Below are 25,617 nucleotides of genomic sequence, written 5' to 3'. Positions count from 1 at the left end.
GGGAGGCGCGGCGGCCGGCCGCGCATCGAGCACGACGGCACGGCCGTCGCGGCGTTCGACGCGCCAGCACGGGAGCCCGTCGAGCGCCGGTGCGCGCAGCAGTGCGCCCGTGCGCAGGCAGAACGCCGCGTGATGCCATGGGCAGTGGATCGTGTCGCCCTCCAGCAGGCCGTCGGCCAATGGCGCGCCGTAGTGCGGGCACTGCGCGCCCACGGCAAACAGTTCGTCGGCGCGGCGCACGAGCAGCACCGCGGTATCGCCGACATGGCCCTCGATCATCGCGCCGTCGGCGAGATCGTCGAGCGCGATGCCTTGCGTGAGGTCGGGGCGTGAAGACGAAGCGTCGCTTCCAGTCATGACGTGGCTCCCTGAGAGTCAGGTAAGGATCCCATTATCGACATCCCATTTGAAAAGAACAGGTACAGACGCCTCCGCAGCGCACGCAAACACCGACTGTAGCTTGTACGCGAGCCATGACGGGCGTAGAACGTCATCAACGTTGCGGCGCAACACACCCGTTGCCTGCGAGGGCACGTCGCGCGTCCTGCGCAATCCGCGTGCCGCATCCCCCTTCACCAGGAGTGCTACCCGATGGCCACCGTCCTGTGCGTGCTCTACCCCGATCCGGTCGACGGCTACCCGCCGCGCTACGTGCGCGATGCGATTCCGGTCATCACGCGCTACGCGGACGGGCAAACCGCGCCGACGCCGGCCGGCCCGCCCGGCTTCAGGCCCGGCGAACTCGTCGGCTCGGTGTCCGGCGCGCTCGGACTGCGCAGCTATCTGGAGGTGCACGGCCACACGCTGATCGTCACGAGCGACAAGGACGGCCCCGATTCCGAATTCGAGCGCCGGCTGCCCGAAGCGGACGTGGTGATCTCGCAGCCGTTCTGGCCCGCGTACCTGACGGCCGAACGGATCGCCCGCGCGCCGAAGCTGAAGCTCGCGCTGACGGCCGGCATCGGCTCCGATCACGTCGATCTCGACGCCGCCGCTCGCGCGCATGTCACCGTCGCCGAAGTCACCGGCTCGAACAGCATCAGCGTGGCCGAGCACGTGGTGATGACGACGCTCGCGCTGGTGCGCAACTACTTGCCGTCGCATGCGATCGCGCAGCAAGGCGGCTGGAACATCGCCGATTGCGTGTCGCGCAGCTACGACGTCGAGGGCATGCATTTCGGCACGGTCGGCGCGGGACGCATCGGGCTCGCCGTGCTGCGCCGGCTGAAGCCGTTCGGCCTGCAGCTGCACTACACGCAGCGCCACCGGCTCGACGCGTCGGTCGAGCAGGAACTCGCGCTCACGTATCACGCCGATGCCGCGTCGCTCGCGAGCGCCGTCGACATCGTCAACCTGCAGATCCCGCTTTACCCGTCGACCGAGCACCTGTTCGACGCGGCGATGATCGCGCGCATGAAGCGCGGCGCATACCTGATCAACACCGCGCGCGCGAAGCTGGTCGACCGCGACGCGGTCGTGAATGCCGTCACGTCCGGACATCTCGCGGGCTACGGCGGCGACGTGTGGTTTCCCCAGCCGGCGCCGGCCGATCACCCTTGGCGTGCGATGCCGTTCAACGGGATGACCCCGCACATCTCCGGCACGTCGCTGTCCGCGCAGGCACGCTATGCGGCCGGCACGCTGGAGATCCTGCAGTGCTGGTTCGACGGCAAGCCGATCCGCAACGAATACCTGATCGTCGACGGCGGCACGCTCGCGGGAACGGGCGCGCAGTCGTACCGGCTGACGTGACGCCATGCGCCGCGCCCGGCGCGCGGCGGTACGGTCAGTCGACGCAGCAGGCGGCGAGCTTGCCGACGGTCACGACCGCCTGCTCGATCTCCGGCGACCACGGGCTGCTGTAGTTGAGGCGGATGAAATTCCGGTAGCTGTCCGCGATCGAGAACATGTAGCCGGGCCCGATCGTGATGCCCTGCTCCAGCGCGAGCTGGTACAGCCGCATCGCATCGACCTGCGCGGGCAACTCGACCCACAGCACGTATCCACCCGCCGGGCTCGAGATGCGCGTGCCTTCCGGGAAGAACCGCGACACCATCGCCCGCATCAGGTTCGCCTGCTGCGCATATGCCTTGCGAATCCGCCGCAGGTGATGCTCGTAGCCGTCGCGTTCGAGAAACTCCGCGATCGCGAGCTGCGGCAACGACGGCGTCGCGAGCGTGTTCAGGAATTTCAGCTTCTCGACCTGCTCGCGATAACGGCCCGGCAATGCCCAGCCGATCCGGTATGCGGCCGTCAGGCTCTTCGAGAACGACGCACAATGCAGCACGATGTCGTGGCGGTCGAACGACTTCAGCGTGCTCGGATGCATGTTGCCGAAGTACAGTTCGTTGTACACACCATTCTCGATGACCGGCAGGTCGGCCTTCGTCGCGAACTCGACCAGTTCGCGCTTGCGCTCGTCGGGCATCTGGAAGCCGAGCGGGTTCTGGAAGTTCGGCATCACCATGCATGCGGCGATCGGCTGCGACTTCGCGATCGCGGCCAGCGCCGCGATGTCGATCCCGTATTCCGGATGCGTGGCCACCTCGATCGCCTTCATCCCCATCCGCTCGATCGCGTGCAGCATCGCGTAGAACGTCGGCGATTCCACCGCGATCGTGTCGCCCGGCTTCGCCACCGCCTGCAGGCACAGGTTGATCGCCTCCGTCGCGCCGACCGTCACGATGATCTCGTTCGGGTCCACCGACATCCCGTTTTCCAGGTAGCGCCGTGCGATCTGCCGGATCAGCCGCGGATGCCCGGGCGGCAATCCGTCCGTCACGCCCCACAGCGACTTGTCGCGGCCGGCCGCGTACGCGTAGCGGTTCAGCTTCTCGAACGGGAACAGGCTCGGGTCCGGGTACGGCGAACCGAGCGGCACGGCGTCGTCGGTGCCGATCGAGCGCAGCGTCGACAGCACGAGCCGGCTCACGTCGACCGACGACGAGATCGCGATCGGCTTCGACGGCCGCAGCTCGCGCACCGGCGCGTGGCCGTCGTCGCGCCGCAGGTTCACGAAATAGCCGGACTGCGGGCGGCTTTCGAGCAGCCCGCGGCTTTCCAGCAGCAGATACGCGTGCAGCACGGTCGTGATGCTGATCCGGTGCTGCTGGCTCGCCTGCCGCACCGACGGCACACGATCGCCGTGTCGATATACGCCTTGCCGGATGAGTCTCTCTACGTCGTTTGCAAATTTCTCGTAGAGCTTCATCCGCCTCGCCCCGCCAGCGGTGAACCGGCCTGCGCTGCACGGGCGGCATGGCCGCGCCGGTGCACGAAGCCGGATAGCCGTGCCCGGGCGCGGGGGGCCCGGTTCGAACCTCGTCCGTTATCGAAATTGAAGGCGGATAGCAACGCGAATCTCATCTAGACAAGGTTCGGCATCCTACTGCGTCATTTCGACGAATGTAAGTGACAGTTTGGCGAGGAAACGCCAAATCCGGTTGGCGTGGTGAACAGATTCGAACGCGGCGGAACGGCCCGGCGCGGGGCCATTCACCGGGCGCACATGCAGGCGCATGGGCACGCGTATTGCCGACGGCCGGCGGGCGGCCATCACGCGAAGCCCGGTCATGCGCGGGCCTCGCGTGCGATCAAGCGTCGTCGACGTTGTCCGCGTAGTGGTCGATCGCGACCTTGCACTCGTCGAACACCACCGTCAGCCACGCGACGTCGTTCGACTCGACCCACTTGCGGATCTGCAGGAATTGCCCGGTGCCGAGATCGGCGACGCGGGCCGGATCGTCGGTCGTCACGTCGACGGCCGCGATCGCGCGCTTGCCGCTGCCGGGCAGCGGCGTCAACGTCGCCGCGATGTCGAAGCGACGGTACGATTGATCGATGCGCATGCGGTTCTCCCGAAGCTGACCGAAAGGAAGCGTCTCAATCGAGCGCCTGGCGGAACACCTTGCCGCCGAATCCCGACACGACGTTGTCGACCGAGAACGGCGTGTCCTCCTTCGCTTCGAGGATGACCGCGACGCTGCCGGGCACGAGCCGCGCCGCAATCGTCTCGACGAACGTGCCGTCGAGCAGCGCGTTGCCGGCCGCTTCCGCGAGAATGCCGGCCCCCGCGCCGGCCGCCATGCCGGTGACCACGCCGAGCGGCCCGGCGAGCAGACCGAGCAGCCCGCCTGCGATCGCGCCGATCACGCCGCCCTTGAACGGCCGCGATTCGGCATCGAGCACCGCGAGCTTGCCGGTCGCGTCCTTCTCGACGACGACGCCGTTCTCGATGTGGAATCCCTCATGCTTGTCCGACAGCGCCCCGAAATCGCTCGCGGCCCGACGGGCCGTGTCGACGCTGCCGAACACGGCGACGATCAGTTGCCTGGTCATTCGATACCTCGCCCGGTTGGTTGGTCAGTTTGATCAGTTTGGCCGCATTGGCCGCATTGGCCGCATTGGCCGCATTGGCCGCTTTGGCCGCTTTGGCCGCTTTGGCCGCTTTGGCCGCTTTGGCCGCTTTGGCCGCTTTGGCCGCTTTGGCCGCTTTGGCCGCTTTGGCCGCCTTGGCCGCCTTGGCCGCCTTGGCCGCTTACAGCCGCCGCGCCGCATGCGGCACGCCGCCCGCTCCTCACCTGCGCGCATGCACATCGTCCTCGACATCGTCGACGTCCGCCGGAAAGCGATGCTGGCCGAAACTCAGGATCAGCACGCCCACCGCGAGCAACACGATTCCGAACGTCGTCATCAGCATCCGCTCGGGGCTGTCGGTCGCACCGCGCAGGATCAGGTCGCGCGCGAGCGACGTCATCGCAATGAACAGCGGAAACCGCACGGGCAGCCGGCCGAGCCGCAGGTAACGCACGTCCATCGCGAGCACTTCCAGGTACAGGAACATCAGCAGCAGGTCGGTCAGCGACACTTCGCCCGCCAGCACGACCTTCCACGCTTCCTGCGCCATCGCGAACGCGGTCGCGAGCCCGATCACGATCAGCCCGGCCAGCTCGGCCGCGTGAAGGAAATGGCCGAAGCGGCGGCGAATGCGCTCGGCCGGCGAGCGGGGAACGGTGGTCGTATTCAAGGTGACAGTCGCGTTGAGGAAACTTGAACGGCGCCGGGTGGCGGGAACGCCGCGTCGCGCGCGGCAGCATGCACGGTCCCGCTATCGGGTGCGTCAGGTGCGTCAGGTGCGTCGGGTGCGTCGTGCGCGTCGGCCGCGTCGAGCGCATCCGGCACCGCCGGCGCGTGCGGGCCGGCCGCGCCGATCGCCTGCTCGACCGCGGACAACGTCCGGCGGCAGCATACGTGGAACGCGACGCCCGCATCGGAGCAGGCCACGTCGTCGTGCTCGCGGCACAGCAGCAGGCGGCAGCCGAGATACCGTTCGAGGCAGTCGATCCGTTCGCTCACCTGCGCTTCGTCGAGCCGCAGTTCGGACGCCGCACCGGACAGGCCGCCACGCTCGACCACCGCGACATACACACGCATCGCTTCCAGCAGGTTCATGATGACGCTCCTCGTCGGCGGGCGCAGCGGAACCTAATCTACTGCACGCGGCATGCGCGCTCAAGAGCACAGCGCCGCGCACGCCAGGAGTACAGCTGCGCGTGCGCCGCCCGAAACCCGGCCCTGTTTGACGCATTCGCATGACAGTTCGGCGATACGGGTTCCAAAGCCCCGCCGAAGCTGCTAGATTGCTTGCTCGACGACGTTACGCGGTGCGGGCCGGTCACGCGCCGCGCGGCCGGCCGCCACCGCCGCGGCCCGTTGCGCGAGGCACGCGCGACGTCCTTCATCCGCATGACACAAAGAGAACAGTCGCATGACACAGTTCAACCGTTCGCCTTCGCGCGCCACGGCCCGCCCGTCCCGACATGACTGACCGGCAGCCCGCGATGCAGACACCTCCCCCGCTCTCCCAGGCCGTTCACAGCCCGATCACGCGCAGCGCGATCTTCCTCGTGGCGACGATCAATCCCGGCGCCGAGCACGCCGACACGATCCGTTCGTGGTGCGGCGACATCGCCGCGCTCGTGCGCTCGGTCGGCAAGCGCGTGCCGGGCGGCAACCTCACCTGCGTATGCGGCTTCGGCGCCGACGCATGGGACGCGCTGTTCGGCGCCCCGCGCCCCGCCGCGCTGCATCCGTTCCGCGAGTTCGGCGCGGGGCAGCGCGTCGCGGTCGCGACGCCGGGCGACATCCTGCTGCACATCCGCGCGGAAGCGATGGACCTGTGCTTCGAACTCGCGACGCAGTTGCTCGGCGCGCTCGGCGATGCCGTCACGGTGGTCGACGAGGTGCACGGCTTCCGCAATTTCGACCAGCGCGCGATGATCGGCTTCGTCGACGGCACCGAGAACCCGGAAGGCCGCGAGGCGGTCGACTTCACGGTGATCGGCGACGAAGACGCGGAATTCGCGGGCGGCAGCTACGTGATCGTGCAGAAGTACCTGCACGACATGGCCGGCTGGAATGCGCTCGCGGTCGAGACGCAGGAACGCATCATCGGCCGCACCAAGTTGTCGGACATCGAACTCGCGCCGGACGTGAAGCCGTCGTGCTCGCACAGCTCGCTGACCACGCTCGACGAGAACGGCCAGGAAGTGAAGATCCTGCGCGACAACATGCCGTTCGGGCGCCCGGGCGCGGGCGAATTCGGCACCTACTTCATCGGCTACGCGCGCTCGCCGGCGCCGATCGAGCAGATGCTCGAGAACATGTTCGTCGGCCGCCCGCCCGGCAACTACGACCGCCTGCTCGACTACAGCCGCGCGGTCACCGGCTCGCTGTTCTTCGTGCCGTCCGCCGACCTGCTCGAAGCGCTCGCCGATCGCGCGGCGCCGGCCGCCGACGCCGCGCAGCCGGAAGCGTCGCCGTCCGCGCCGCATCGCGACGGTTCGCTGAAAATCGGCTCGCTGAAAGGCGTCCCGTCGTAACGCGCAGGGTACCGATGGCCGTCCGGCGCGCGACCGCGCGCCGGGCGTGTCCGGAACCGCCTCTGTTCAGTCGGCAGGCAGTGCGCGTGCAGCGCCGCGCAACAGCCCCCTCCACGGCGCCACCGCTTATGGACGGTTACGCGCGCAGGCGTGCATTCCCGGCACGCCGCCCACGCGACTCAACCCACCAGAATATAGAGCCAGTTCTTCGGCAACGCCCCACCCGGGCCGTTGCTGCATGCCAGCAGCCGTTCGCCGGATTGCGGGTGCGTGATGCCGGTACGGAACGTCTCGATGGCCTTGCGCTCCAGACGGTCGAACGCGTTCCCGACCAGGTTGTGCGCTTCGAGATAGATCGGTGCCATCAGCTTGAAGTCAGGCTTGGTGGCGCGATGTTTCGCCAGCCGGGTGTACAGGTCGCTGGTGATGCCGATATAGAACTTGCTGTACTCCGGCTTCGCGGCGAACGCGTTCAATACCTGCCGCAAATGCCCGATCACATCCTCGTGATTGATGACGCCCGTCTTCAGCATGTATTTGTCTTCGGGCGAGACGAGTTGTAATGCCATGAACGACCTCCACTTGTTGTGAAGCATCAATAGGCTGCGTCTATGATTCATCCGGGCCCGGCTCCGACGACCGCCCAACCCCTGCTGGCAGACACCCGGCTGGATGAATGTTCGTAAGAATGCACGACTCGCGACAGGACGTCGACCGGAATTGATTCCGCACAGCGTCGAACGCGGCCCGGGCGACGGTGCCGCCGGCACGCCCCGGGTATCGCGGCAATCCAATCGCGGCATTCCGTGTTCGCCCGCCTCCGCACCGCGCGAATTGCATCACAGTTGCGCGACCGCACGGTGTCGTTTCGATTTGTGCTGCAGCGGTGTCGATCGAGCCTGCTAATATTCATTTTCGTCCGCGATCGGCAGGCTGGCATCACGCACAGCCCGTCAGCCGATCGGCCCGCCATCAAGTGTTTCCGCTGACGTGAGGCAATCCAAATCCATGAATAACCTGCACCGCGAACTCGCCCCGATCTCGTCTTCCGCCTGGGAACAAATCGAGGAGGAAGTGGCACGCACGTTCAAACGATCGGTGGCCGGCCGCCGCGTCGTCGATGTCGACGGCCCCGAAGGCCCCGAGTTGTCGGCCGTCGGCACCGGGCACCTGGTCGCCGTCGACGCGCCGCGCGAGCACGTGAACGCGCGGCTGCGCGAAGTCCGCACGATCGTCGAGCTGACGGTGCCGTTCGAGTTGAGCCGCGATGCGATCGACAGTGTCGAGCGCGGCGCGCGCGATGCCGACTGGCAACCGGCGAAGGACGCCGCGCAGCGGCTCGCGTTCGCCGAAGACAACGCGATCTTCGACGGCTACCGGGCCGCCGGCATCGTCGGCATCCGCGAAGGCACGTCGAATCGCAAGCTCACGCTGCCGGCGGACGTCAGCGCGTATCCCGACGCGATCAGCGATGCGCTCGAGGCGCTCCGCCTGGCCGGCGTCGACGGCCCGTATTCGGTGGTGCTCGGCTCGGATGCGTACACGGCGCTCAGCGAGGCGCGCGACCAGGGTTATCCGGTCCTCGGCCATATCAAACGGATCGTCAGCGGCGAGATCATCTGGGCGCCGGCGATCAGCGGCGGCTGCGTGCTGTCCACGCGCGGCGGCGATTACGAGCTGCATCTCGGGGAAGACGTATCGATCGGCTACACGAGCCATACCGACAAGGTCGTCCGCTTGTACCTGCGCGAAACGTTCACGTTCCTGATGCTGACGAGCGAAGCATCGGTGGCCGTCGCACCGCAGGGCAACCCAACGGCCTGACCTAGGCTGTCCGCGCGATGCCCGCCGGGCGTCGCGCGCGGCCGGCCGCACCGCCGGCCGCATGTTCGTCGCCGATCGAGCCCACTTTGCATGGAGTGTGTGATGAGCGAGTCGAATGAGGCATTACAGGCGCTGCGGGCGTCGGTCGACCAGTTGAAGAAGGCGGTCGACGCGAACGCGAGCCGCCAGGCCGGCGATACCGCCGTGCTGTTCACCGTCCTGTCGCTGGTCCTGGCCGAGTTGCCGCCCGACACGCGCAACCTGATCGAGGATTCGTTCTCCGTCTGGGCCAATGGGCTGCCGGATACGGCACTGTCAACCGACGTGAAGCAGATCGCCCGGCAACGGCTCGCGATGACCCTCCCGGACTGACCGCGGCACGCCGCGGTTGCGCCCCGTCCGCGCCGGACCGTGCAACCCGCCTGCTCCTTCGGCCGCCACGCACGCATCGTCCGCGGTGCGCGCATGGTTGCATCCGGCCGCTCGCCGCATGCGCTCCGTGCGGCGCTTCCGTCGCGCCCGGCCACCCGCGGCACCCGCCATCCACCTGCAACCGGCGCCCTGCGCGCCCATGTCGCACCGCGCCCCGCTCGCGTGGCGCCCGCCCCGCTTTCCCGTCACCGCGCGTCACGCGTGCCGCGCACGCCCGCGCCGCCGTGCATCCGCGCGTCTGTGCTCCTCTTCGTCCGTGCGCGCTCGCATCCGAGGGTGCAATTCGCGGCCGGGCCGGCGTGGAACTGTGTCTTGGATGGCCTCCGCCGATTCGCTATTTTGAACGCAGTCGAAGCGATGCCGTGGGCTCCTCCCGGCACGCACGCCTGCCGTCCTGACCGCGACCGTGCACGACGCCGGCGCGCACTGCGCGACAGCCCGGGCACGGCCCGCGCGCCGCCGTGCCGCCCTGCTTCATGTCGTGCGTTCGCGGTCGGGCCGCGCAAGCGCCGCACCGCATCGGGACTTCACCCTTCGACCCACTTTCACCGACAGGAGCCAGACCACCATGCCCGCACTTTGCGATATCTGCCACGCCCGGCCGGCCGTCGCGCGCGCAACCGTGATGCAGGACGGCGAGCGCAAGACCATCTCGATCTGCGACTACCACTTCCGTCAGCTGATGCGGCATCAAAGCATGCTGAACCCGTTCGATTCGCTGCTGGGCGGCGGCTCGTCGTCGCTGTTCGGCGGGCTCGGTGACGAATCGCCGCTTGCCGCCGAAGTCCCGCGCGAATCGGTCGACCCGACCGACGCGTTCAGCGAGCAGACGCTGGAACTGCTGCAGCGCGCGGCCGAGAAGGCGCACGAGCTGCGCCGCAGCGAGCTCGATTCCGAACACCTGCTTTACGCGCTCGCGGACACCGACGTGTGCGCCGCGCTGCTGAAGGAACTGAAGCTGTCGCCGCAGGACATCCGGTCGTACATCGACGAGCACGCGCACACCGGCACGGCCGACCCCGATGCGCCGCTCGACAAGCTGTCGATCTCGCCGCGCGTGAAGAAGGCCGTGCAGTACGCGTTCCAGGCGTCGCGCGATCTCGGCCACTCGTACATCGGCCCCGAGCACCTGCTGATCGGGCTCGCGTCGGTGCCGGACAGCGTCGCCGGCACGCTGCTGAAGAAATACGGCGTGACGCCCGAGGCGTTGCGCCAGAAAGTCGTGAAGGTGGTCGGCAAGGGTGCCGAGGACGGCCGCGTCGATGCGCCGACCGGCACGCCGAACCTCGACAAGTTCGGCCGCGACCTCACCGCGATCGCACGCCAGGGCAAGCTCGACCCGGTGCTCGGCCGCGCGCAGGAAATCGAGAGCACGATCGAGGTGCTCGCGCGCCGCAAGAAGAACAATCCGGTGCTGATCGGCGAGCCGGGTGTCGGCAAGACGGCGATCGTCGAAGGGCTCGCGCAGCGGATCGTCAACGGCGACGTGCCCGAGGTGCTGCGCGACAAGCGGCTCGTCGAAGTCAACATCAACTCGATGGTGGCAGGCGCCAAGTATCGCGGCGAGTTCGAGGAGCGCGCGAAGCAGCTGATCGACGAAGTCACGGCGAAGCAGGACGAACTGATCCTGTTCATCGACGAGCTGCATACGATCGTCGGCGCCGGCCAGGGCGGCGGCGAAGGCGGCCTCGACATCGCGAACGTGCTGAAACCCGCGCTCGCGCGCGGCGAGCTGAGCCTGATCGGCGCGACGACGCTCAACGAATACCAGAAGTACATCGAGAAGGACGCCGCGCTCGAGCGGCGCTTCCAGCCGGTGTTCGTGCCGGAGCCGAGCGTCGAGCAGACGATCGTGATCCTGCGCGGGCTGCGCGACAGCCTCGAGGCGCATCACCAGGTGACGTTCGCCGACGACGCATTCGTCGCGGCCGCAGAATTCGCCGACCGCTACATCACGTCGCGCTTCCTCCCCGACAAGGCGATCGACCTGATCGACCAGGCCGCCGCACGCGTGCGGATCGGCGCGACGTCGCGCCCGGTCGACATTCAGGAAGGCGAAGCGCAGATCGCGCAACTGAAGCGCGAGCAGGACTACGCGACCTCGCGCAAGCGCTTCGACGAAGCGAAGCAGTTCGAGGAGCAGATCAACGCGAAGCAGAAGTCCGTCGACGAGATGATGGAGGCGTGGCAGCGCAAGACGGGCTCCGAGACGCTCGAGGTGACGGTCGAATCCGTGGCCGAGGTCGTGTCGCGCCTGACCGGCATCCCCGTGTCCGAACTCACGCAGGAAGAGCGCCAGAAGCTGCTGAAAATGGAAGAGCAACTGCGCGAGCGCGTGGTCGGCCAGAGCGACGCGGTGGTGGCCGTCAGCGATGCGGTGCGGCTGTCGCGCGCGGGGCTCGGCCAGACGCACCGGCCGATCGCGACGTTCCTGTTCCTCGGGCCGACGGGCGTCGGCAAGACCGAGCTCGCGAAGGCGCTGGCCGAGACCGTGTTCGGCGACGAACAGGCGATCATCCGCATCGACATGTCCGAGTACATGGAGCGGCACGCGGTCGCGCGGCTGATCGGCGCGCCGCCCGGCTACGTCGGCTACGACGAAGGCGGCCAGCTCACCGAGCGCGTGCGGCGGCGCCCGTACAGCGTGATCCTGCTCGACGAGATCGAGAAGGCGCATCCGGACGTCTACAACGTGCTGCTGCAGGTGTTCGACGACGGGCGCCTCACCGACGGCAAGGGCCGCGTGGTCGACTTCAGCAACACGATCATCATCGCGACGAGCAACCTCGGCGCCGCGATCATCATGGACAACCTCACGCAGCCGGAAGCCGCGCGCAAGACCGACAAGGCGATCCGCGACGAACTGATGCAGGTGCTGAAGGGCCATTTCCGCCCCGAGTTCCTGAACCGCATCGACGAGGTGATCGTCTTCCACGCGCTGTCGAAGGAGAACATCCGCTCGATCGTGCAGATCCAGCTCGACCGCGTGATCCGCACGGCCGCCGCGCAGGACATCACGCTCGTGATGGGCGATTCGCTCGTCGAGCACCTGACCGAAGCCGGTTACCAGCCGGAATTCGGCGCGCGCGAGCTGAAGCGCCAGATCCGCCAGACCATCGAGACGCGGCTCGCCAAGGAGATCCTCGCCGACCGGCTGAAGTCGGGCGACAAGTGCGAGGTCGACTACGACAAGGACAGCGACGAAGTGAAGTTCAACAAGCTCGCCGCGCCTGAAGCGAAGGAAGCGAAGGAAGCGAAAGAGACGAAGGAAGCCGACGGCAAGGCCAAGCCCAACGGCCGGGCCGCCAAGGCGGCAGCAGACGCGAAGCCGCACGACACGCCCGCCGACGCCCCGCCGCCCGCGGCGAAGCCGTCGGGCAAGAAGTCGTCCGGCGCGAAGAAGGACGCCCACTAAAACAACGCATGCCCTGCAACCCGGGGCACGCATGACCGGCTCCGTCCGCCGGACGGAGCCGCCCCACGCCGCGACACGGCGCAACCGAGCCACCCGCACCGGGCCCGGCTATTGGAGATTCACCATGACAAATCGACGCGAAGTGCCAGGCATCAGGAAGTACGACGGGCCGGCCGGCGGTTGGGGCGCGCTTCGCGCGACAGCCGACGCGGTGCGCACCCAGATGGAGACCATCGAGGCGCCGATCGTGCTGATGCGGACCAACCAGCCCGACGGCTTCGACTGCCCCGGCTGTGCGTGGCCCGACAAGGAACACAAGTCGACGTTCCAGTTCTGCGAGAACGGCGCGAAGGCCGTCACGTGGGAAGCGACGACCAAGCGCGTGACGCCCGAGTTCTTCGCGGCGAACACCGTGTCGTCGCTGCTGCGCATGTCGGACTACGAACTGGAGAACATGGGCCGGCTCACGCATCCGCTCGTCTACGATCGCGCGACCGACACGTTCCGCGAGATCGCATGGGACGATGCGTTCGCCCGCATCGGCGAAGTGCTGCGCGCGCTGCCGCCGGAGCAGGTCGAGTTCTACACGTCGGGCCGCGCATCGAACGAAGCCGCGTACCTGTACCAGCTGTTCGCGCGCGAGCTCGGCACCAACAACTTCCCCGACTGCTCGAACATGTGCCACGAGCCGACCAGCGTCGGCCTGCCGCAGTCGATCGGCATCGGCAAGGGCACCGTGTCGCTGGAGGATTTCGACCACTGCGAACTGATCATCTCGATCGGCCACAACCCCGGCACGAACCACCCGCGGATGATGGGCACGCTGCACGAATGCTCGCGGCGCAACGTGCCGATCATCGTGTTCAACCCGCTGCGCGAGCGCGCGCTCGAACGCTTCGCGGACCCGCAGGACATGATCGAGATGGCGTCGTTCGGCTCGACGCGGATCGCGTCGACGTACTACCAGGTCGACGCCGGCGGCGACGCGGCCGCGCTGAAGGGCATCATGAAGGCGCTGCTGAAGCTCGAAGCCGAGCAAGGCAACGTGCTCGACCGCGATTTCATCGCGCAGCACACCGACGGCTTCGACGCGTTCTCGGCCGACCTCGAAGCCACGTCGTGGGACGACATCGAACGCGCGAGCGGCCTCAGCCAGGCGCAGCTCGAACAGGTCGCGATCGCGTACGCGAAGTCGAACGCGACGATCATCACGTACGGGATGGGCGTCACGCAGCACAACAAGGGCACCGCAACCGTGCGCCTGATCGCCGACCTGCTGCTGATGCGCGGCAACATCGGCAAGCCGGGCGCCGGCGTGTGCCCGCTGCGCGGCCATTCGAACGTGCAGGGCAACCGCACGGTCGGCATCACCGAGAAGCCGTCGGCCGAGTTCCTGAAGAAGATCGAGGACGTGTGCGGCTTCACGCCGCCCGCGCATCACGGGCACGACGCGGTGCAGGCGATGCAGGCGATGATCGACGGCACCGCGAAGGCGCTGCTGTGCCTCGGCGGCAACTTCGCGGTCGCGCTGCCCGATCCGGAACAGTCGTTCCCGGCGATGTCGAAGCTCGACCTGAGCGTGCATCTCGGCACGAAGCTGAACCGCTCGCACCTGCTGGTCGCGAAGGAAACCTTCATCCTGCCGGTGCTCGGCCGCACCGAGCTCGACATGCAGGCCACCGGCCGGCAGTCGATCACCGTCGAGGATTCGATGTCGATGGTCCACGCGTCGGCCGGCAAGCTCAAGCCGGCGTCCGACCAGCTGCGCTCGGAGCCCGCGATCGTCGCGGGAATCGCGCATGCGACGCTGCCGAACAGCAAGGTCGCATGGCTCGACCTGATCGCCGACTACGACCGCATCCGCGACCTGATCGACCGCACGGTGGACGGCTTCGAGGCGTTCAACGAACGCATCCGCACGCCGGGCGGTTTCCGGCTGCCGTTGCCGCCCACCGAACGCGTGTGGCCGACGCCGACCGGCAAGGCGATGTTCTCGGTCTACAAGGGCGTGAAGGAGGATGCCGACGTGCTCGGCGGCGAGCAGGTGCTGCGGCTCATCACGCTGCGCAGCCACGACCAGTACAACACGACGATCTACGGGCTCGACGATCGTTATCGCGGCGTGTTCGGGCGTCGCGACGTGCTGTTCATGAACCCGGCCGATCTCGCGAAGTACGGGCTCGAACACGGCGACCTCGTCGACATCGAGACGATCACCGCCTCGGGCCGCACGCTGCGTCTCGAGAAGATCACCGCGATCGAGTACGACATCGCGCCGGGTTCGGTCGGCGCGTACTACCCGGAAGCGAACGTGCTCGTGCCACTCGACTACATCGACAAGGAAAGCGGCACGCCGTCGTACAAGTCGGTGCCGGTGCGGGTGGCGCGCTCGGCGGTGGTCTGATCCGCGGGCAGGCAGGTTCGCGTCGCGGCACGCCGCGTGCCTGAACCCGCCTGCCGCCCCGCTCCCGCCTTTCCCGGCCGCCGCATCGCAACCGATGCGGCGGCCTTTTCATTTCATCGCGCCGAACGACGCCCGGTTTACCGCGCCGCCGTCGGCGGCATCGTCGCCCCCGTCTGCCGGCGCCGATACGCGCTGTCGCGCGTCGCGAGCCAGTAGTACAGCGGCGACGTCAGCGCGAGCCCCACGAGCCACGACAGGTCCGCGCCGCCAAGATGCGCGGGAATCGGGCCCGCATACATCGGCGTGTTCATGAACGGGATCTGCACCAGGATGCCGATCGCATACGCGAGCAGCGCCTGCGGGTTGAAGCGGCCGTAGATCCCGCCGTCGGCCATGAAGATCGACTGGATGTCGTACTTGCCTTTGTGGATCACGTAGAAGTCGATCAGGTTGATCGCCGTCCACGGCACCAGTACGACGAGCAGCGCGAGCACGAGATCGACGAGGTTGCCGACGAAGTTCGTCGACGCGCCGATCGCCGCGTAGCAGCACGCGACGAAGATCACGACCGACACCACCGCGCGCGCCTTCGCGGTCGGAATCCATTTGTACGCGAACGTCTGCACCGACGTGATCACCGCGAGCACCGCGCCGTACAGGTTCAGCGCGTTGTGGCTGATCACGCTCAGCAGGAACAGCACGAGCATCAGCGGGCCGAGCGGGCCGGTCGCCTGCTTGACCGCATCCATCGTGTCGGCGCCGGCCGGCACCGCGAGCACCGCGACCGCGCCGAAGATGAACGCGAGCGTCGAGCCGATCGTGCAGCCGAGGTAGGTCGCCCAGAACGTCGACGCCACGCCGACGTTTTCCGGCAGATAGCGCGAATAGTCCGACACGTACGGTGCGAACGCGATCTGCCACAACGCCGACAGCGACACCGTCGCGAGCCAGCCCGCGAAGTCGAAGCCGCCGCGCGTCAGGAAATCGTCGGTCGTCACGTGCGTGAGGATCATCCAGAAGCCGACGACGATGCCGATGCCGAGCACCCACGTGCCGATCCGGTTCAGGATGTGGATGAACCGGTATCCGACGATCCCGATCAGCCCCGAGCCCACCGCGCCGATCACGATGCCGACGGGCACCGGCACCGACGCCGCGATGCCGTGCACCGACTTGCCGGCGAGCACGATGTTCGACGCGAAGAAGCCGACATACATCACGGCCGCGATCACGGTCACGAGCAGCGCGCCCCACGAGCCGAACTGCGCGCGGCTCTGGATCATCTGCGGGATGCCCATCTGCGGCCCCTGCGCCGAATGCAGCGCCATCAGCACGCCGCCCACCGCCTGGCCGACGACGATCGCGACGATGCCCCATAGCAGGTTCAGGTGGAACATCTGCACGCCGAGCGCGCCGGTCACGATCGGCAGCGGCGCGATGTTGCCGCCGAACCAGAGCGTGAACAGGTCGCGCACCTTGCCGTGGCGCTCGGCGGGCGGCACGTAGCCGATCGTGTGCTTCTCTATCATCGGGGACGCATTGCGTTCCGCGTTCGTCATGGTGAAGTCTCCTGTCCTGCGCGGCGATGCGCGCGTGCCGTGTCAGCCGGCGCGCGTCGGGGTGCGCGCCTGCAATCGGGTCCGGATACGCGAACGACGACGCACCGCGTGCACGCGCGGCGGAGTCGAACGCAGCAGCCAATACACTCGCGGGGACGGATGACATGCCCCGCCGGCACGTGTGCGGCCGCTTCGTGATCGTGGTGATCTTCGCGATCCAGGTTGGAGACGATGGTGCGCCACGGGTATCGCGACCGGAAAATACTAAAAATATTTCCGGGACATACGAAAAAGCTCTGCAGCGGAAATTCCGGCGCCGGGGCCTTTCAGGTAAGGTGCTACGCACAACCATGGACAGATTGCGCCCGGGCGGCACGCCGGGGCCGTGCATCAGAGGTGCGTGTGGCTCACTACACTTTGCGGCAACTGAAATACTTCGTGACGACGGTGGAATCCGGCAGCGTGGCCGAGGCCTCGCGCCAGCTCTTCATCGCGCAGCCGTCGATCTCCAGCGCGATCAAGGGGCTGGAAGAAAGCTTCGGCGTGAAGCTGTTCATCCGCCATCATGCGCAGGGCGTATCGCTGACGCCGGGCGGCACGCGCTTCTACCGGAAAGCGCAGGAGCTGCTGCGCATCGCGCACGAATTCGAACAGAACGCGCTCGCCGACAACGACGTGATCACCGGGCAGATCGACATCGGCTGCTTCGAGACGGTCGCGCCGCTCTACCTGCCGCAACTGATCGCGGGCTTTCGCGAGCGCTACCCGGGCGTGAACATCCGGCTGCGCGACGGCGACCAGCAGGAACTCGTGCAGGGCCTCACGTCCGGCACGTTCGATCTCGCGCTCATGTACGACCACGATCTCGACGGCACGATCGAGACCGAGCCGCTGATGCCGCCGCAGCAGCCGTACGTGCTGCTGCCGGAGAACCACCGGTTCGCGGGCCAGACGCACGTGTCGTTGCGTGACCTCTGCGTCGAGCCAATGATCCTGCTCGACGTGCAGCCGAGCCGCACGTATTTCGTCAGCCTCTTTCACGAACTCGGGCTGACGCCGAACATCGTGTTCGGGTCGCCGTCGATCGAGATGGTGCGCGGGATGGTCGGCCAGGGGTTCGGCTTTTCGCTGCTCGTCACGCGCCCGCATTCCGAATACACATACGACGGCCAGCGGGTCGTGACGATCGGCCTCAGCGAAACGGTGAGCCCGTCGGGGCTCGTGAGCGCGCGGTTGAAGCGCGGCCAGCTCACGAAGCAGGCGCAGTCGTTCGTCGACTTCTGCCGCGAGCGGCTCGCGCAGATCGTCGCGGAAACGGCGAGATAAGACGCGCAAACACGCACGCACCGCGCGAGGCGGTGCGTGCGTGTTTGCAGTGACGATTTCAGGCGGCCGACGACAGATACGCAGCCAGACGACCCAGCATCGCGTCGCATCCATGCAGCTGGTCGAGCGTGACGAACTCGTCGGGCTTGTGCCCCTGGTCCATGCTGCCGGGCCCGCATACCACGGCCGGAATCCCGGCCTGCGCGAACAGCCCGCCCTCGGTGCCGAATGCGACCGTGCCGAACGCATCGGAACCGCTCAGCATCGCGAGCAGGCGCGCGGCCTCGCCGTCCGGCGCAGTGGCCAGCCCCGGATACGCGCCCAACGGCTGCAATCGAATATCGGTGTCGGGCCGCACCGCACGCATTCGCGGCAACAGTTCGGATTCCGCATAGTCCTGCAGCTTGCGCGGCACGTCGTGCGCGTCGAAATCCGGCAGCGCACGCACCTCGAAGTCGAACTCGCATTCGGCCGGCACGATGTTCAGGGCGCGGCCGCCCTTGATCAACCCCGTCTGCACGGTCGAGAACGGCGGATCGAAACGGCCGTCGTGCCGTTCGGGCCGCGCGAGCGCCGCGCCGATCTCGCCGAGCCGGCCGATCAGCTTCGCCGCATAGTCGATCGCGTTGACGCCCGACGGCGCATACGCCGAATGGCACGCGGCCCCCTTTACGTGGCAGCGCATCGCGAGCTTGCCCTTGTGGCCGAGCACCGGCTTCAGTTCGGTCGGCTCGCCGATCAGGCACAGGCGCGGCCGGTGCGCACGCGCGGCCAGTGCGTCAAGCATCGGCCGCACGCCGAGGCAGCCGACTTCCTCGTCGTACGAGAACGCGAGATGCACGGGCACGCGCAGCGGACGCGCGACGAACGCCGGCACAGCCGCGAGCGCCGACGCGATGAAGCCCTTCATGTCGGCCGTGCCGCGCCCGTACAGGCGGCCGTCGCGCTCGGTCAGCCGGAACGGCTCGACCGTCCAAGCCTGCCCGTCGACCGGCACCACGTCGGTATGGCCCGACAGCGCGATGCCGCCGCGATCGCCCGGACCGATCGTCGCGTACAGGCTCGCCTTCGTCCGTTCCTCGTTGTAGAACAGTTCGCTCTCGACGCCGAAGTCCGCGAGATAGTCGCGGATGAAACCGATCATCTCGAGATTCGAATCGCGGCTGACCGTCGCGAAACCGATCAGCCGCTCGAGCAACGCGCGGCTCGACGTGTCATTCATCGCCCGGTACTCCGTAGCTCGGCGCGGCGGTCGGGTTCAGCGCGCGCGTCTGGTAGTCCTGCATCTGCGGCCGATACGCCCGCCACAGCGCGTCGAGCTGCCCGACCGGATCGGTATCGGCCCAGTCGACGCGCAGGTCGACGATCGGCCAGGTCACGTCGCCGGCCACCTTCAGCGCGGCCGAATGCACCGGCCCCGCCTCGCCGCCGGCCGCGATCGCCGCATGCATCGCGGCGAGCAGGCGATCGGCGAGCAGGCCGGGTGCCTGCTCGAAGGCGCGCGCCATCGCGTCGATCACGTCCGGCGAAGCCAGCAGGTTGCCGGCCGCCACGCACTGTTCGCCGCGCACCGCGTGATGCGTGCCGAGCGCTTCCTTGCCGGTGAAGCACGCCGCCTGTCCCTGCCCATCGATCACCGTGACCTGCCGGTACTGGCTCCAGCCGTTCGCGCTGAGCGCGCGGTCGAGCGCCGCGGCGGGCGCGAGCTGTTCGTGCTCGATCAGGTCGAGGATCTGCGGGCCGAGCGCCGGCAGCGTGATGTTCTGCGTCGCGACGGCGCCGACGCCCGCGCGCACCCACGGGCAGCGCGCGCCCACCGCGATGCTCGACGAGCTGATCGCGATGCCGAGCTGACCCGTCTCCGGGCAGCGCCCGACGATGGAAAAAGTCATATCGCCTCCTATGCGCGGTTCGGCTGCCAGTTGTCCGGAATCACGGCGATCACGTCGATTTCCATCAGCCACTGCGGCTGGCCGAGCGCGGACACGACGAGCCCCGTCGAGATCGGATACACGCCCTTCAGCCACTTGCCGACTTCCTGGTACACCGGCTCGCGATAACGCGGGTCGATCAGGTAGGTCGTCGTCTTCACGATGTGCGTGAGGTCGCTGCCGGCTTCCTCCAGCAACTGCCTGACGTTCTTCATCGCCTGCTCGGCCTGCGCGCGCGGGTCGCCGAGGCCGACCAGGTTGCCGTCGAAGTCGGTGCCGACCTGGCCGCGCACGTAGACGGTGTTGCCGGCCCGCACGGCCTGGCACAGGTCGTTGTCGAGCGTCTGGTTCGGGTAGGTATCCTTCGTGTTGAACATGCGGATACGGGTATGGGTCGGTTGGCTCATCGAAATCCTTCAGTCGTCAGGGGGCACGCCGCCGCACCGGGCGCGAACACCATCGCGGTACGGCAGGCAGCATGGGGTCGGTCAGTTGACCGCGTCGGCGAGCGGCCGCGCGTCGGCCTGCGACGCGGCGCCGCCCGGCTCCGGGCGCGATGCCGAGCGGCGCTGCGATGCGTCGTGGTATTCGAGGTAGGTGCGCTGCGTCGCGATGTGATCGGCGATGTGCCGCGCGTCGTGCCACACGCCCCAGATGAAGCTGGAGCCGCGCCGCGACAGCCATGGCAGCCCGAGGAAATAGATGCCCGGCTCCTTCGACACGCCGCGCTGGTGCTGCGGCTTGCCGTTCGCGTCGAACGCATCGACCTTCAGCCAGCCGTAGTCGACCGCATATCCCGTCGCCCAGACGATCGACGTGACGCCCGCGCCGGCGAGATCGAGCGCGAGGATCGGGTGCGCGACGCAGTCCGGGTTCGGCAGGATGTGGCGGGCGTCGGGTTCGGCCGGCAGGTCGAGGCCGTTGCGGGCCGCATAGGCGTCGGCCGCGTCGAGCAGCGACAGGTAGTTCTCGTCGCCGCGCGCGAGATTGATCGCGAGGTCGCGCTCGAACGTGGCCACGCCGCCGCTGAACGACTTCGTCAGCCCGACGAGCGTCACGCCCTGGTTCGCGAGCTTGCGGAAATCGACCGTATGGCCGCCGCGCGCGCCGCTCACCGCGATCGTCACGTGTTCGCGGCCGGGCGTCGCGACTTCCTTGTCCCATTCGCCGAGCACGCCGAGCCACCAGCAGAAGTCGCGGCCGCGATACGCGCGCGGCGGGCGGTCGTGCGGGCCCACCGACAGGTAGACCCGGCGGCCCGCGCGCTGCAGCTCGTCGGCGATCTGCACGCCCGACGAACCCGCGCCGACCACGAGCACCGCGCCGTCCGGGAGCTGGCCCGGGTTGCGGTAGTCGGCGGAATGAAGCTGCACGAGGCGCGCGTCGTCCGGTGCGATCGGCGGAATCACCGGGCGCTGGAACGGCCCCGTCGCGACGACCACGCGGTTCGCCTCGATCGTGCCGTCGGAGGTCTCGACGACGAAACCCGGCTTGCCCGTATTGCGCACGACCCGCTTCACCTCGACGCCGGTGCGGATCGGCGCGTCGAACTTGCGCGCATACGCTTCGAAGTAGTCCGCGACCTGGTCTTTCGACGCGAACGCGTCGGGGTCGAGGCCGTCGAATTCGAGCCCCGGGAAGCGGTCGTGCCACGCGGGGCCGTTCGCGACCAGCGAATCCCAGCGCCCCGTGCGCCAGCGTTCGGCGATGCGGCTGCGCTCCAGCACGAGATGCGGCACGCCCAGCTTGCCCAGGTGCTCGCTCATGGCCACGCCGGCCTGACCGGCGCCGACGACGAGCGTATCGATTGAGGTTGTTTCGACTGCCACGGCTGTCTCCTTCTGAAGTGCGGCTCGGCGCGACGCGCGTGCTGTCGCTCGAGCTGGAATGGAGACATTCTGCTGACACGCCGCTTGCGGCGAAATGATGATTTTTGTTGGTGTTGATGAGCAAAAAGCTGGGGGCGCGCGGGCGGCGAGCGGCACGGGACGACACGCCCGTGTTGCACCGGCGCCCGCCCGGACGGCGGGCGCCGGCTTCAACCGGTCGCGCCGGCTACGCGTTCGTCCATGCGCCGGCGCCCTGCCGATACTGGATCACGCCGCCGTTGATCCGCACCCGCAGGTTGCCGTCCGGCAACGGCACCCAGTTCTGCATGTCGAGGCTCAGCATCAGCGCGGCGAAGAAATCCCGCAGCTGTTGCGACTCGCTGGCCTGCCAGAGATCGATGCGCCCGAGGCAGGTACGCAGGTCGCCGCTCTGCTGCATGATCGTCTCGACCTGCCCGGCCACGTTCGCCGACGGGTCGTACACCTTGGTACCGTCGTCGCTGACGATCGACAGATGGATCGCGCGCACCGACGCCGGCTGGCCCGGCGTCTGCTCGACGAGCGCGATGCAGCTCGTCATCGCGCCGAAATCGATTTCCGCCGCGTCTCCCCAGATGCGCTCGCCAACCGCCAGCGGCGCGGGACCTTGTACGTTCTGAATGTCGTAGGGCATGGGTTCCTCACTTGACTCGATGGGACTGCCGGTGGCGGGCCCGCGACGTGTCCGCGAAAGCGGACACGCGTCGTTCCCGCCGCTCACCTCCCGCGGCGGGCCTGGCGGCCCGGCGGGTCGTGTCGATTGATTCCTGGCCGCCGCGCGCGGTCGCGCGCTACGCCCCCTTCTTGTCCAGCAGCGCCTGATACCGCTGCAGGCTCTCGTCGATCTTGTCGAGCGCGATGCTCGCGGCCTCGCCTTCGATCGCCTCCGCGGCACCCGCGACGACCGCCGCCGTCGCGACGAACAGGTCGGTCAACAGCAGGCCCACCGCATCCATCGCCATCCCGCGCACGTTCTCGTCGATGGTCTTCTGCGCCAGGTCCTTCATCAGCACGCTCTTGCCCGCGATCGCCAGCGACGTCGACGCCTCGAAGTAGTTGGCCGCCGCCTGCGCGACCATCCCGCCCGCCTGCGTGATCATCATGTTCGGGCCGACGGCGATCTGCGTCGTCGCGTAGGACGCCGCCTCCGCGTTGATCGCCTGCACGGTCTGCAGCACCGAACCGCCGCCCCCGGCCGGACCGGCGACCTGGTTCGGCGCCTTCAGCGCATCGGTGAGCCTGCGCAGCCGGTTGACCGGCCATGCGCGCGCGCCGGCCTTCGGCGCCGCGACGGGCGGCGCGACATCGGCGGGCATCGTTGCGTCGGCCGGCGTCGTTGCGCCTGCTGCCGCGGGCGCGCCATCGTGCGGCGCCTGCGGCGCACCGTCGCCGCGTCCGCCCAAAAGGCCTTTCATGTTCATGGTTCAGGTATCCCGAGAGTCGACTAATGCGTGGAGCCCGTCTGCGGCCCGGCCGCCGGGGCCTGCGCCGCGCCGCCCGATGCCGGCTTCGGCGACGCTTCGACGGACAGGATCATGGCCACCGCCTTCGACACGACGGCGTTCGAAATCTGGTTCAGCGCCGCCTGCTGCTGCGTCATGTTCTGCGCCGAGATGCCGACGGCCTGGCTGAACATCTGGTAAAGCATGCCCAGCGCCTGGGCCGGGGATCCCGCGACGACGTTGACATTGGTCTGCGTCAGCGCGTCGGTAACCTGCTCATTGACTTTGTCTGCCACGAGGCCTCCTCGGATCTCGGCTCCGGCATGCGATTGAAGGAACGGCGGGCCATCGACGCCGCGCATGCCGTTAGGAACGCTGCATGCCCGCGTTCGTGAACGCGCTCACGCGAGTTCCTCGCGCAATTTCCTGCGCAGCAGCTCGACACGCTTCCTGGCCAGCGGCTCGTTGATCCCGAGCGTCGCCGCGATGTGCAGATAGGGCCGGTCCTCCTCGAACTTCAGCGTGAACAGCATCTGCTGCTGCGACGGGAGCGTGGACAGCACCTGCTCGAGACGCAGCAGCTGTTGCCGGAGCAGCAGCTGCTGCTCCACCGACGGCGCGTGGCCGGCCAGCTCGACGGCGTGATCGTCGTCCCAGCCCGGGTCGAATTCGAGCATGCCGCTTTCGCGCACACGGCGGCGCGCGCCGTCGAGGAACGCGTGGTTCAGCGCCAGAAAGAGAAAGCCGGCCAGGTTCCGGACACGCTCTGGCGAACGTTGCAGGTAGATGTGGACCTTGAGCGCGGTATCGGAGAGCAGTTCGTCGGCGCGGTGGATATCGCCCTTGCACAACAGGCGCGCGCGCCGCCGCAATTTCCCCTGCATTTCCCGCCACGTGTGATCGAGCTGCTGCGCCGGTGACTCAGGCGTCGAAACAGCGTGCTGGTTCGAGGTTGTCATCCCGTGCCTTCCTTTTTTATGGAAAACACAGAATCGATTCGGTGCCGGGAATGGCGCTGTTACCCGCGTAACACCGTTTTAAAGATAATCGCTTCGTGTAAATTTTCTTGATTATTGTGAACGGAAACTTTAATTCCCCGGCATCTCCTCATCCGTCGTTTCGGGCGCGCCGCCGAGCGTAACCACTGGCATTTCGATGAAAAATGGCGACTGCCGCCGCGATGCGATTACGCCGGCACGCTGCTGCCGATGTCGGTAGACCAAAGGTCCCTGGCGCCGAAGCAAAACCATATCGGGATCACTTTCCCATTATCTGGTTATTTTCATCATTCATTTTCACGTAATGCCAAAGGCAGCGTTTTTCGCTAGGTGGCCGCATCGTCAAACAACCTTGCACGGAAAACATGCCTGCCCTCGTCAACGGTCGAACGCTGTGCAATATCCCGATACTCGCCGATCTTCCGGAAAGCCTGCTCGCTCACATCGAGCGGCATCTCGCGCCCTGGCCCGAACACGGCAATCGCCTGTTGTTCTTCAAGGGCGATCCGGGCGATTTCGTCGCCTTCGTGCACTGCGGCCGCGTGTACAAGACACTGCACGAACCCGGCGGACGCGAACTCATTCTCGGCCACTCGTTGCCGGGTGAACTCATCGGCGAAAACACGCTGGTTCGTGCCCACCGGCGCAGCTTCACCGCGCAGTTGAGCCCCGACTGCCGCGTGTCGCTGCTGCATCGCCAGTACTTCGCACCGCTGCTGGCCAACGCGGATTTCATGGAGCGCATCCACGAGCAGCTGTGCCGGCACGTGCACCAGCTGAGCGACTTCGTCGAATCGACGTGCCTGTACCGGCTCGAAGCCAGGCTCGCGCGCCATCTGCTGAACCGCATGCAAGGGAACGATCTCGAGGTGCGGCTGCCGGAGAGCCAGAGCATCCTCGCCGCAATGCTCAACGTCAGCCGGCCGCGACTGAACAGCAGCCTGCAGAAGATGCAGCGCGACGGGCTGATCCGGCTTCACGCGCACGGCGTGACGATCGAGAAGCCGGAGCAGTTGCGGACCATCGTCAACGCCAACTGACGCGCCGGGCGCGTGCGCCGCGACGCCGCGGCGGCAGGAGGTCGCGCGCGCCGGGTTGCGCGGCACGCGGGGAAGATCAGCCGCGCCAGTGGCCGATGGCGTTCATCAGCTGCGCGACGGCGGTCAGTTGCGACGCAAGGTTGTCGTTCGCGGAGCGCGCCGCGGCGGCCACCGCCACCGGCGAGCCGGCGTAGAGCTGCATGACGCCGACGGTCGTGGCGGCGAGGTTGGACATCGCCTGGTTCGCCTGCATCTGCACCGCGTTGTGAAGCAGGATCGCGGACGCATGGCTGTTCGACTGCATGAGCGTGCCCAAGGCCACGGCGGGCGCTTCGCCCATCACCTTGACGTTGGCTTGCGTGACCGCATCGGTCACCGCGGCGGAAACCTGTTCCGGCATGTCGTTGCTCCTGGTTTGCCCGCCCGCTGCGAGGCAGTCACGGCGAACGCATGAATGGGTCGGTCGGCGACGTGCGCCCGGCGGCTGCATCGGTGCG

Annotated in this window: 25 protein-coding genes; 8 read left to right on the top strand and 17 right to left on the bottom strand. The window is 67.7% G+C overall.

Annotated elements, in window-relative coordinates; translation table 11 throughout:
• A partial coding sequence (locus L810_RS08495; RefSeq protein ID WP_042973793.1) for a Rieske 2Fe-2S domain-containing protein occupies positions 1–357 on the bottom strand: 357 nt, incomplete at its 3' end.
• A gap of 234 nt (positions 358–591) precedes the next feature.
• Here L810_RS08495 and L810_RS08490 point away from each other — a divergent pair.
• Positions 592–1,752, top strand: coding sequence for an NAD-dependent formate dehydrogenase (locus tag L810_RS08490; protein WP_021157961.1), 1,161 nt, complete (start codon positions 592–594; stop codon positions 1,750–1,752).
• Positions 1,753–1,786: 34 nt separating this feature from the next.
• Here the strand turns inward: L810_RS08490 and L810_RS08485 are convergent, their stop codons facing one another.
• From L810_RS08485 to L810_RS08465, 5 genes are all read right to left on the bottom strand, one after another.
• Positions 1,787–3,211, bottom strand: coding sequence for an aminotransferase-like domain-containing protein (locus tag L810_RS08485; protein ID WP_042973792.1), 1,425 nt, complete (start codon positions 3,209–3,211; stop codon positions 1,787–1,789).
• Between the two features lie 382 nt (positions 3,212–3,593).
• Positions 3,594–3,848, bottom strand: coding sequence for a hypothetical protein (locus L810_RS08480; RefSeq protein WP_021157957.1), 255 nt, complete (start codon positions 3,846–3,848; stop codon positions 3,594–3,596).
• A gap of 34 nt (positions 3,849–3,882) precedes the next feature.
• Positions 3,883–4,338, bottom strand: a complete 456-nt coding sequence (locus L810_RS08475) for a DUF1269 domain-containing protein (protein ID WP_021157956.1) — start codon at positions 4,336–4,338, stop codon at positions 3,883–3,885.
• Positions 4,339–4,576: 238 nt separating this feature from the next.
• Complete coding sequence (locus L810_RS08470) at positions 4,577–5,026, bottom strand: phosphate-starvation-inducible protein PsiE (RefSeq protein ID WP_042973791.1); 450 nt, start codon at positions 5,024–5,026, stop codon at positions 4,577–4,579.
• Positions 5,023–5,451: a LysR family transcriptional regulator gene (locus tag L810_RS08465; RefSeq protein WP_042973789.1), complete on the bottom strand. Its 429-nt coding sequence runs from the start codon at positions 5,449–5,451 to the stop codon at positions 5,023–5,025. Before L810_RS08465 ends, L810_RS08470 begins: the two co-directional genes overlap by 4 nt.
• A gap of 368 nt (positions 5,452–5,819) precedes the next feature.
• On the opposite strand from L810_RS08465, the gene L810_RS08460 reads away from it, so the two are divergent.
• Entirely contained in the window at positions 5,820–6,881 is a 1,062-nt protein-coding gene (locus L810_RS08460) for a Dyp-type peroxidase (RefSeq protein WP_042973787.1), read from the top strand.
• Between the two features lie 179 nt (positions 6,882–7,060).
• On the opposite strand, the gene L810_RS08455 is transcribed toward L810_RS08460, so the two are convergent.
• Positions 7,061–7,450: a GIY-YIG nuclease family protein gene (locus L810_RS08455; protein ID WP_021157953.1), complete on the bottom strand. Its 390-nt coding sequence runs from the start codon at positions 7,448–7,450 to the stop codon at positions 7,061–7,063.
• 439 nt (positions 7,451–7,889) lie between these two features.
• Between L810_RS08455 and L810_RS08450 the strand changes: the two genes are divergently transcribed.
• The 4 genes from L810_RS08450 (at position 7,890) to L810_RS08435 (ending at position 14,956) form a co-directional block, all read left to right on the top strand.
• Positions 7,890–8,705, top strand: coding sequence for a family 1 encapsulin nanocompartment shell protein (locus L810_RS08450; RefSeq protein WP_021157952.1), 816 nt, complete (start codon positions 7,890–7,892; stop codon positions 8,703–8,705).
• Positions 8,706–8,807: 102 nt separating this feature from the next.
• The gene (locus L810_RS08445) at positions 8,808–9,077 is read left to right on the top strand and encodes a hypothetical protein (RefSeq protein WP_021157951.1); all 270 of its coding nucleotides are present in this window, start codon (positions 8,808–8,810) and stop codon (positions 9,075–9,077) included.
• Between the two features lie 628 nt (positions 9,078–9,705).
• Positions 9,706–12,552 (top strand): ATP-dependent Clp protease ATP-binding subunit, encoded by a 2,847-nt coding sequence (locus L810_RS08440; RefSeq protein ID WP_021157949.1) that lies wholly within the window; start codon positions 9,706–9,708, stop codon positions 12,550–12,552.
• 124 nt (positions 12,553–12,676) lie between these two features.
• Positions 12,677–14,956, top strand: coding sequence for an FdhF/YdeP family oxidoreductase (locus L810_RS08435; RefSeq protein ID WP_021157948.1), 2,280 nt, complete (start codon positions 12,677–12,679; stop codon positions 14,954–14,956).
• A 137-nt stretch (positions 14,957–15,093) separates the two neighbouring features.
• On the opposite strand, the gene L810_RS08430 is transcribed toward L810_RS08435, so the two are convergent.
• Positions 15,094–16,515: a purine-cytosine permease family protein gene (locus tag L810_RS08430; RefSeq protein ID WP_021157947.1), complete on the bottom strand. Its 1,422-nt coding sequence runs from the start codon at positions 16,513–16,515 to the stop codon at positions 15,094–15,096.
• A gap of 402 nt (positions 16,516–16,917) precedes the next feature.
• On the opposite strand from L810_RS08430, the gene L810_RS08425 reads away from it, so the two are divergent.
• Positions 16,918–17,841 carry a LysR substrate-binding domain-containing protein gene (locus tag L810_RS08425; protein ID WP_042973786.1) on the top strand — a complete coding sequence of 308 codons (924 nt, stop codon included), beginning with the start codon at positions 16,918–16,920 and terminating at the stop codon, positions 17,839–17,841.
• 58 nt (positions 17,842–17,899) lie between these two features.
• On the opposite strand, the gene argE is transcribed toward L810_RS08425, so the two are convergent.
• The 8 genes from argE to L810_RS08385 form a co-directional block, all read right to left on the bottom strand.
• Complete coding sequence (gene argE / locus L810_RS08420; protein ID WP_021157945.1) at positions 17,900–19,063, bottom strand: acetylornithine deacetylase; 1,164 nt, start codon at positions 19,061–19,063, stop codon at positions 17,900–17,902.
• The gene (locus L810_RS08415) at positions 19,056–19,733 is read right to left on the bottom strand and encodes a DUF1028 domain-containing protein (RefSeq protein WP_021157944.1); all 678 of its coding nucleotides are present in this window, start codon (positions 19,731–19,733) and stop codon (positions 19,056–19,058) included. The genes argE and L810_RS08415 overlap by 8 nt, the downstream gene beginning before the upstream one ends.
• 8 nt (positions 19,734–19,741) lie before the next feature.
• Positions 19,742–20,179, bottom strand: a complete 438-nt coding sequence (locus L810_RS08410; protein WP_021157943.1) for a RidA family protein — start codon at positions 20,177–20,179, stop codon at positions 19,742–19,744.
• A gap of 81 nt (positions 20,180–20,260) precedes the next feature.
• On the bottom strand, positions 20,261–21,601 hold the full coding sequence (locus L810_RS08405; RefSeq protein ID WP_021157942.1) for a flavin-containing monooxygenase: 1,341 nt from the start codon (positions 21,599–21,601) through the stop codon (positions 20,261–20,263).
• Between the two features lie 226 nt (positions 21,602–21,827).
• A complete protein-coding gene (locus L810_RS08400) occupies positions 21,828–22,274 on the bottom strand; it encodes a hypothetical protein (RefSeq protein WP_021157940.1) in 447 nt (148 codons plus the stop codon).
• Between the two features lie 157 nt (positions 22,275–22,431).
• On the bottom strand, positions 22,432–23,061 hold the full coding sequence (locus L810_RS08395; RefSeq protein ID WP_021157939.1) for a hypothetical protein: 630 nt from the start codon (positions 23,059–23,061) through the stop codon (positions 22,432–22,434).
• Positions 23,062–23,084: 23 nt separating this feature from the next.
• Positions 23,085–23,378, bottom strand: coding sequence for a RebB family R body protein (locus L810_RS08390; RefSeq protein ID WP_021157938.1), 294 nt, complete (start codon positions 23,376–23,378; stop codon positions 23,085–23,087).
• Between the two features lie 105 nt (positions 23,379–23,483).
• Positions 23,484–24,041 (bottom strand): RNA polymerase sigma factor, encoded by a 558-nt coding sequence (locus tag L810_RS08385; protein WP_021157937.1) that lies wholly within the window; start codon positions 24,039–24,041, stop codon positions 23,484–23,486.
• A gap of 404 nt (positions 24,042–24,445) precedes the next feature.
• On the opposite strand from L810_RS08385, the gene L810_RS08380 reads away from it, so the two are divergent.
• A complete protein-coding gene (locus L810_RS08380; RefSeq protein ID WP_042973784.1) occupies positions 24,446–25,120 on the top strand; it encodes a Crp/Fnr family transcriptional regulator in 675 nt (224 codons plus the stop codon).
• Positions 25,121–25,196: 76 nt separating this feature from the next.
• Here the strand turns inward: L810_RS08380 and L810_RS08375 are convergent, their stop codons facing one another.
• A complete protein-coding gene (locus L810_RS08375; protein WP_021157936.1) occupies positions 25,197–25,520 on the bottom strand; it encodes a RebB family R body protein in 324 nt (107 codons plus the stop codon).
• Positions 25,521–25,617 lie beyond the last annotated feature (97 nt).

Origin of the sequence: Burkholderia sp. AU4i (assembly GCF_000466765.1) — a bacterium.
In the GTDB taxonomy this organism is placed as follows: Bacteria; Pseudomonadota; Gammaproteobacteria; order Burkholderiales; family Burkholderiaceae; genus Burkholderia; species Burkholderia cepacia.
This window is presented reverse-complemented; position numbering and strand designations above follow the sequence as displayed.

Coding starts and splice junctions, on each gene's coding strand:
- L810_RS08490 (WP_021157961.1), top strand. CDS start 592: ATGGCCACCGTCCTGTGCGTGCTCTACCCCGATCCGGTCGACGGCTAC.
- L810_RS08485 (WP_042973792.1), bottom strand. CDS start 3,211: ATGAAGCTCTACGAGAAATTTGCAAACGACGTAGAGAGACTCATCCGG.
- L810_RS08480 (WP_021157957.1), bottom strand. CDS start 3,848: ATGCGCATCGATCAATCGTACCGTCGCTTCGACATCGCGGCGACGTTG.
- L810_RS08475 (WP_021157956.1), bottom strand. CDS start 4,338: ATGACCAGGCAACTGATCGTCGCCGTGTTCGGCAGCGTCGACACGGCC.
- L810_RS08465 (WP_042973789.1), bottom strand. CDS start 5,451: ATGAACCTGCTGGAAGCGATGCGTGTGTATGTCGCGGTGGTCGAGCGT.
- L810_RS08460 (WP_042973787.1), top strand. CDS start 5,820: ATGACTGACCGGCAGCCCGCGATGCAGACACCTCCCCCGCTCTCCCAG.
- L810_RS08455 (WP_021157953.1), bottom strand. CDS start 7,450: ATGGCATTACAACTCGTCTCGCCCGAAGACAAATACATGCTGAAGACG.
- L810_RS08450 (WP_021157952.1), top strand. CDS start 7,890: ATGAATAACCTGCACCGCGAACTCGCCCCGATCTCGTCTTCCGCCTGG.
- L810_RS08445 (WP_021157951.1), top strand. CDS start 8,808: ATGAGCGAGTCGAATGAGGCATTACAGGCGCTGCGGGCGTCGGTCGAC.
- L810_RS08440 (WP_021157949.1), top strand. CDS start 9,706: ATGCCCGCACTTTGCGATATCTGCCACGCCCGGCCGGCCGTCGCGCGC.
- L810_RS08435 (WP_021157948.1), top strand. CDS start 12,677: ATGACAAATCGACGCGAAGTGCCAGGCATCAGGAAGTACGACGGGCCG.
- L810_RS08430 (WP_021157947.1), bottom strand. CDS start 16,515: ATGACGAACGCGGAACGCAATGCGTCCCCGATGATAGAGAAGCACACG.
- argE (WP_021157945.1), bottom strand. CDS start 19,063: ATGAATGACACGTCGAGCCGCGCGTTGCTCGAGCGGCTGATCGGTTTC.
- L810_RS08415 (WP_021157944.1), bottom strand. CDS start 19,733: ATGACTTTTTCCATCGTCGGGCGCTGCCCGGAGACGGGTCAGCTCGGC.
- L810_RS08410 (WP_021157943.1), bottom strand. CDS start 20,179: ATGAGCCAACCGACCCATACCCGTATCCGCATGTTCAACACGAAGGAT.
- L810_RS08400 (WP_021157940.1), bottom strand. CDS start 22,274: ATGCCCTACGACATTCAGAACGTACAAGGTCCCGCGCCGCTGGCGGTT.
- L810_RS08395 (WP_021157939.1), bottom strand. CDS start 23,061: ATGAACATGAAAGGCCTTTTGGGCGGACGCGGCGACGGTGCGCCGCAG.
- L810_RS08385 (WP_021157937.1), bottom strand. CDS start 24,041: ATGACAACCTCGAACCAGCACGCTGTTTCGACGCCTGAGTCACCGGCG.
- L810_RS08380 (WP_042973784.1), top strand. CDS start 24,446: ATGCCTGCCCTCGTCAACGGTCGAACGCTGTGCAATATCCCGATACTC.
- L810_RS08375 (WP_021157936.1), bottom strand. CDS start 25,520: ATGCCGGAACAGGTTTCCGCCGCGGTGACCGATGCGGTCACGCAAGCC.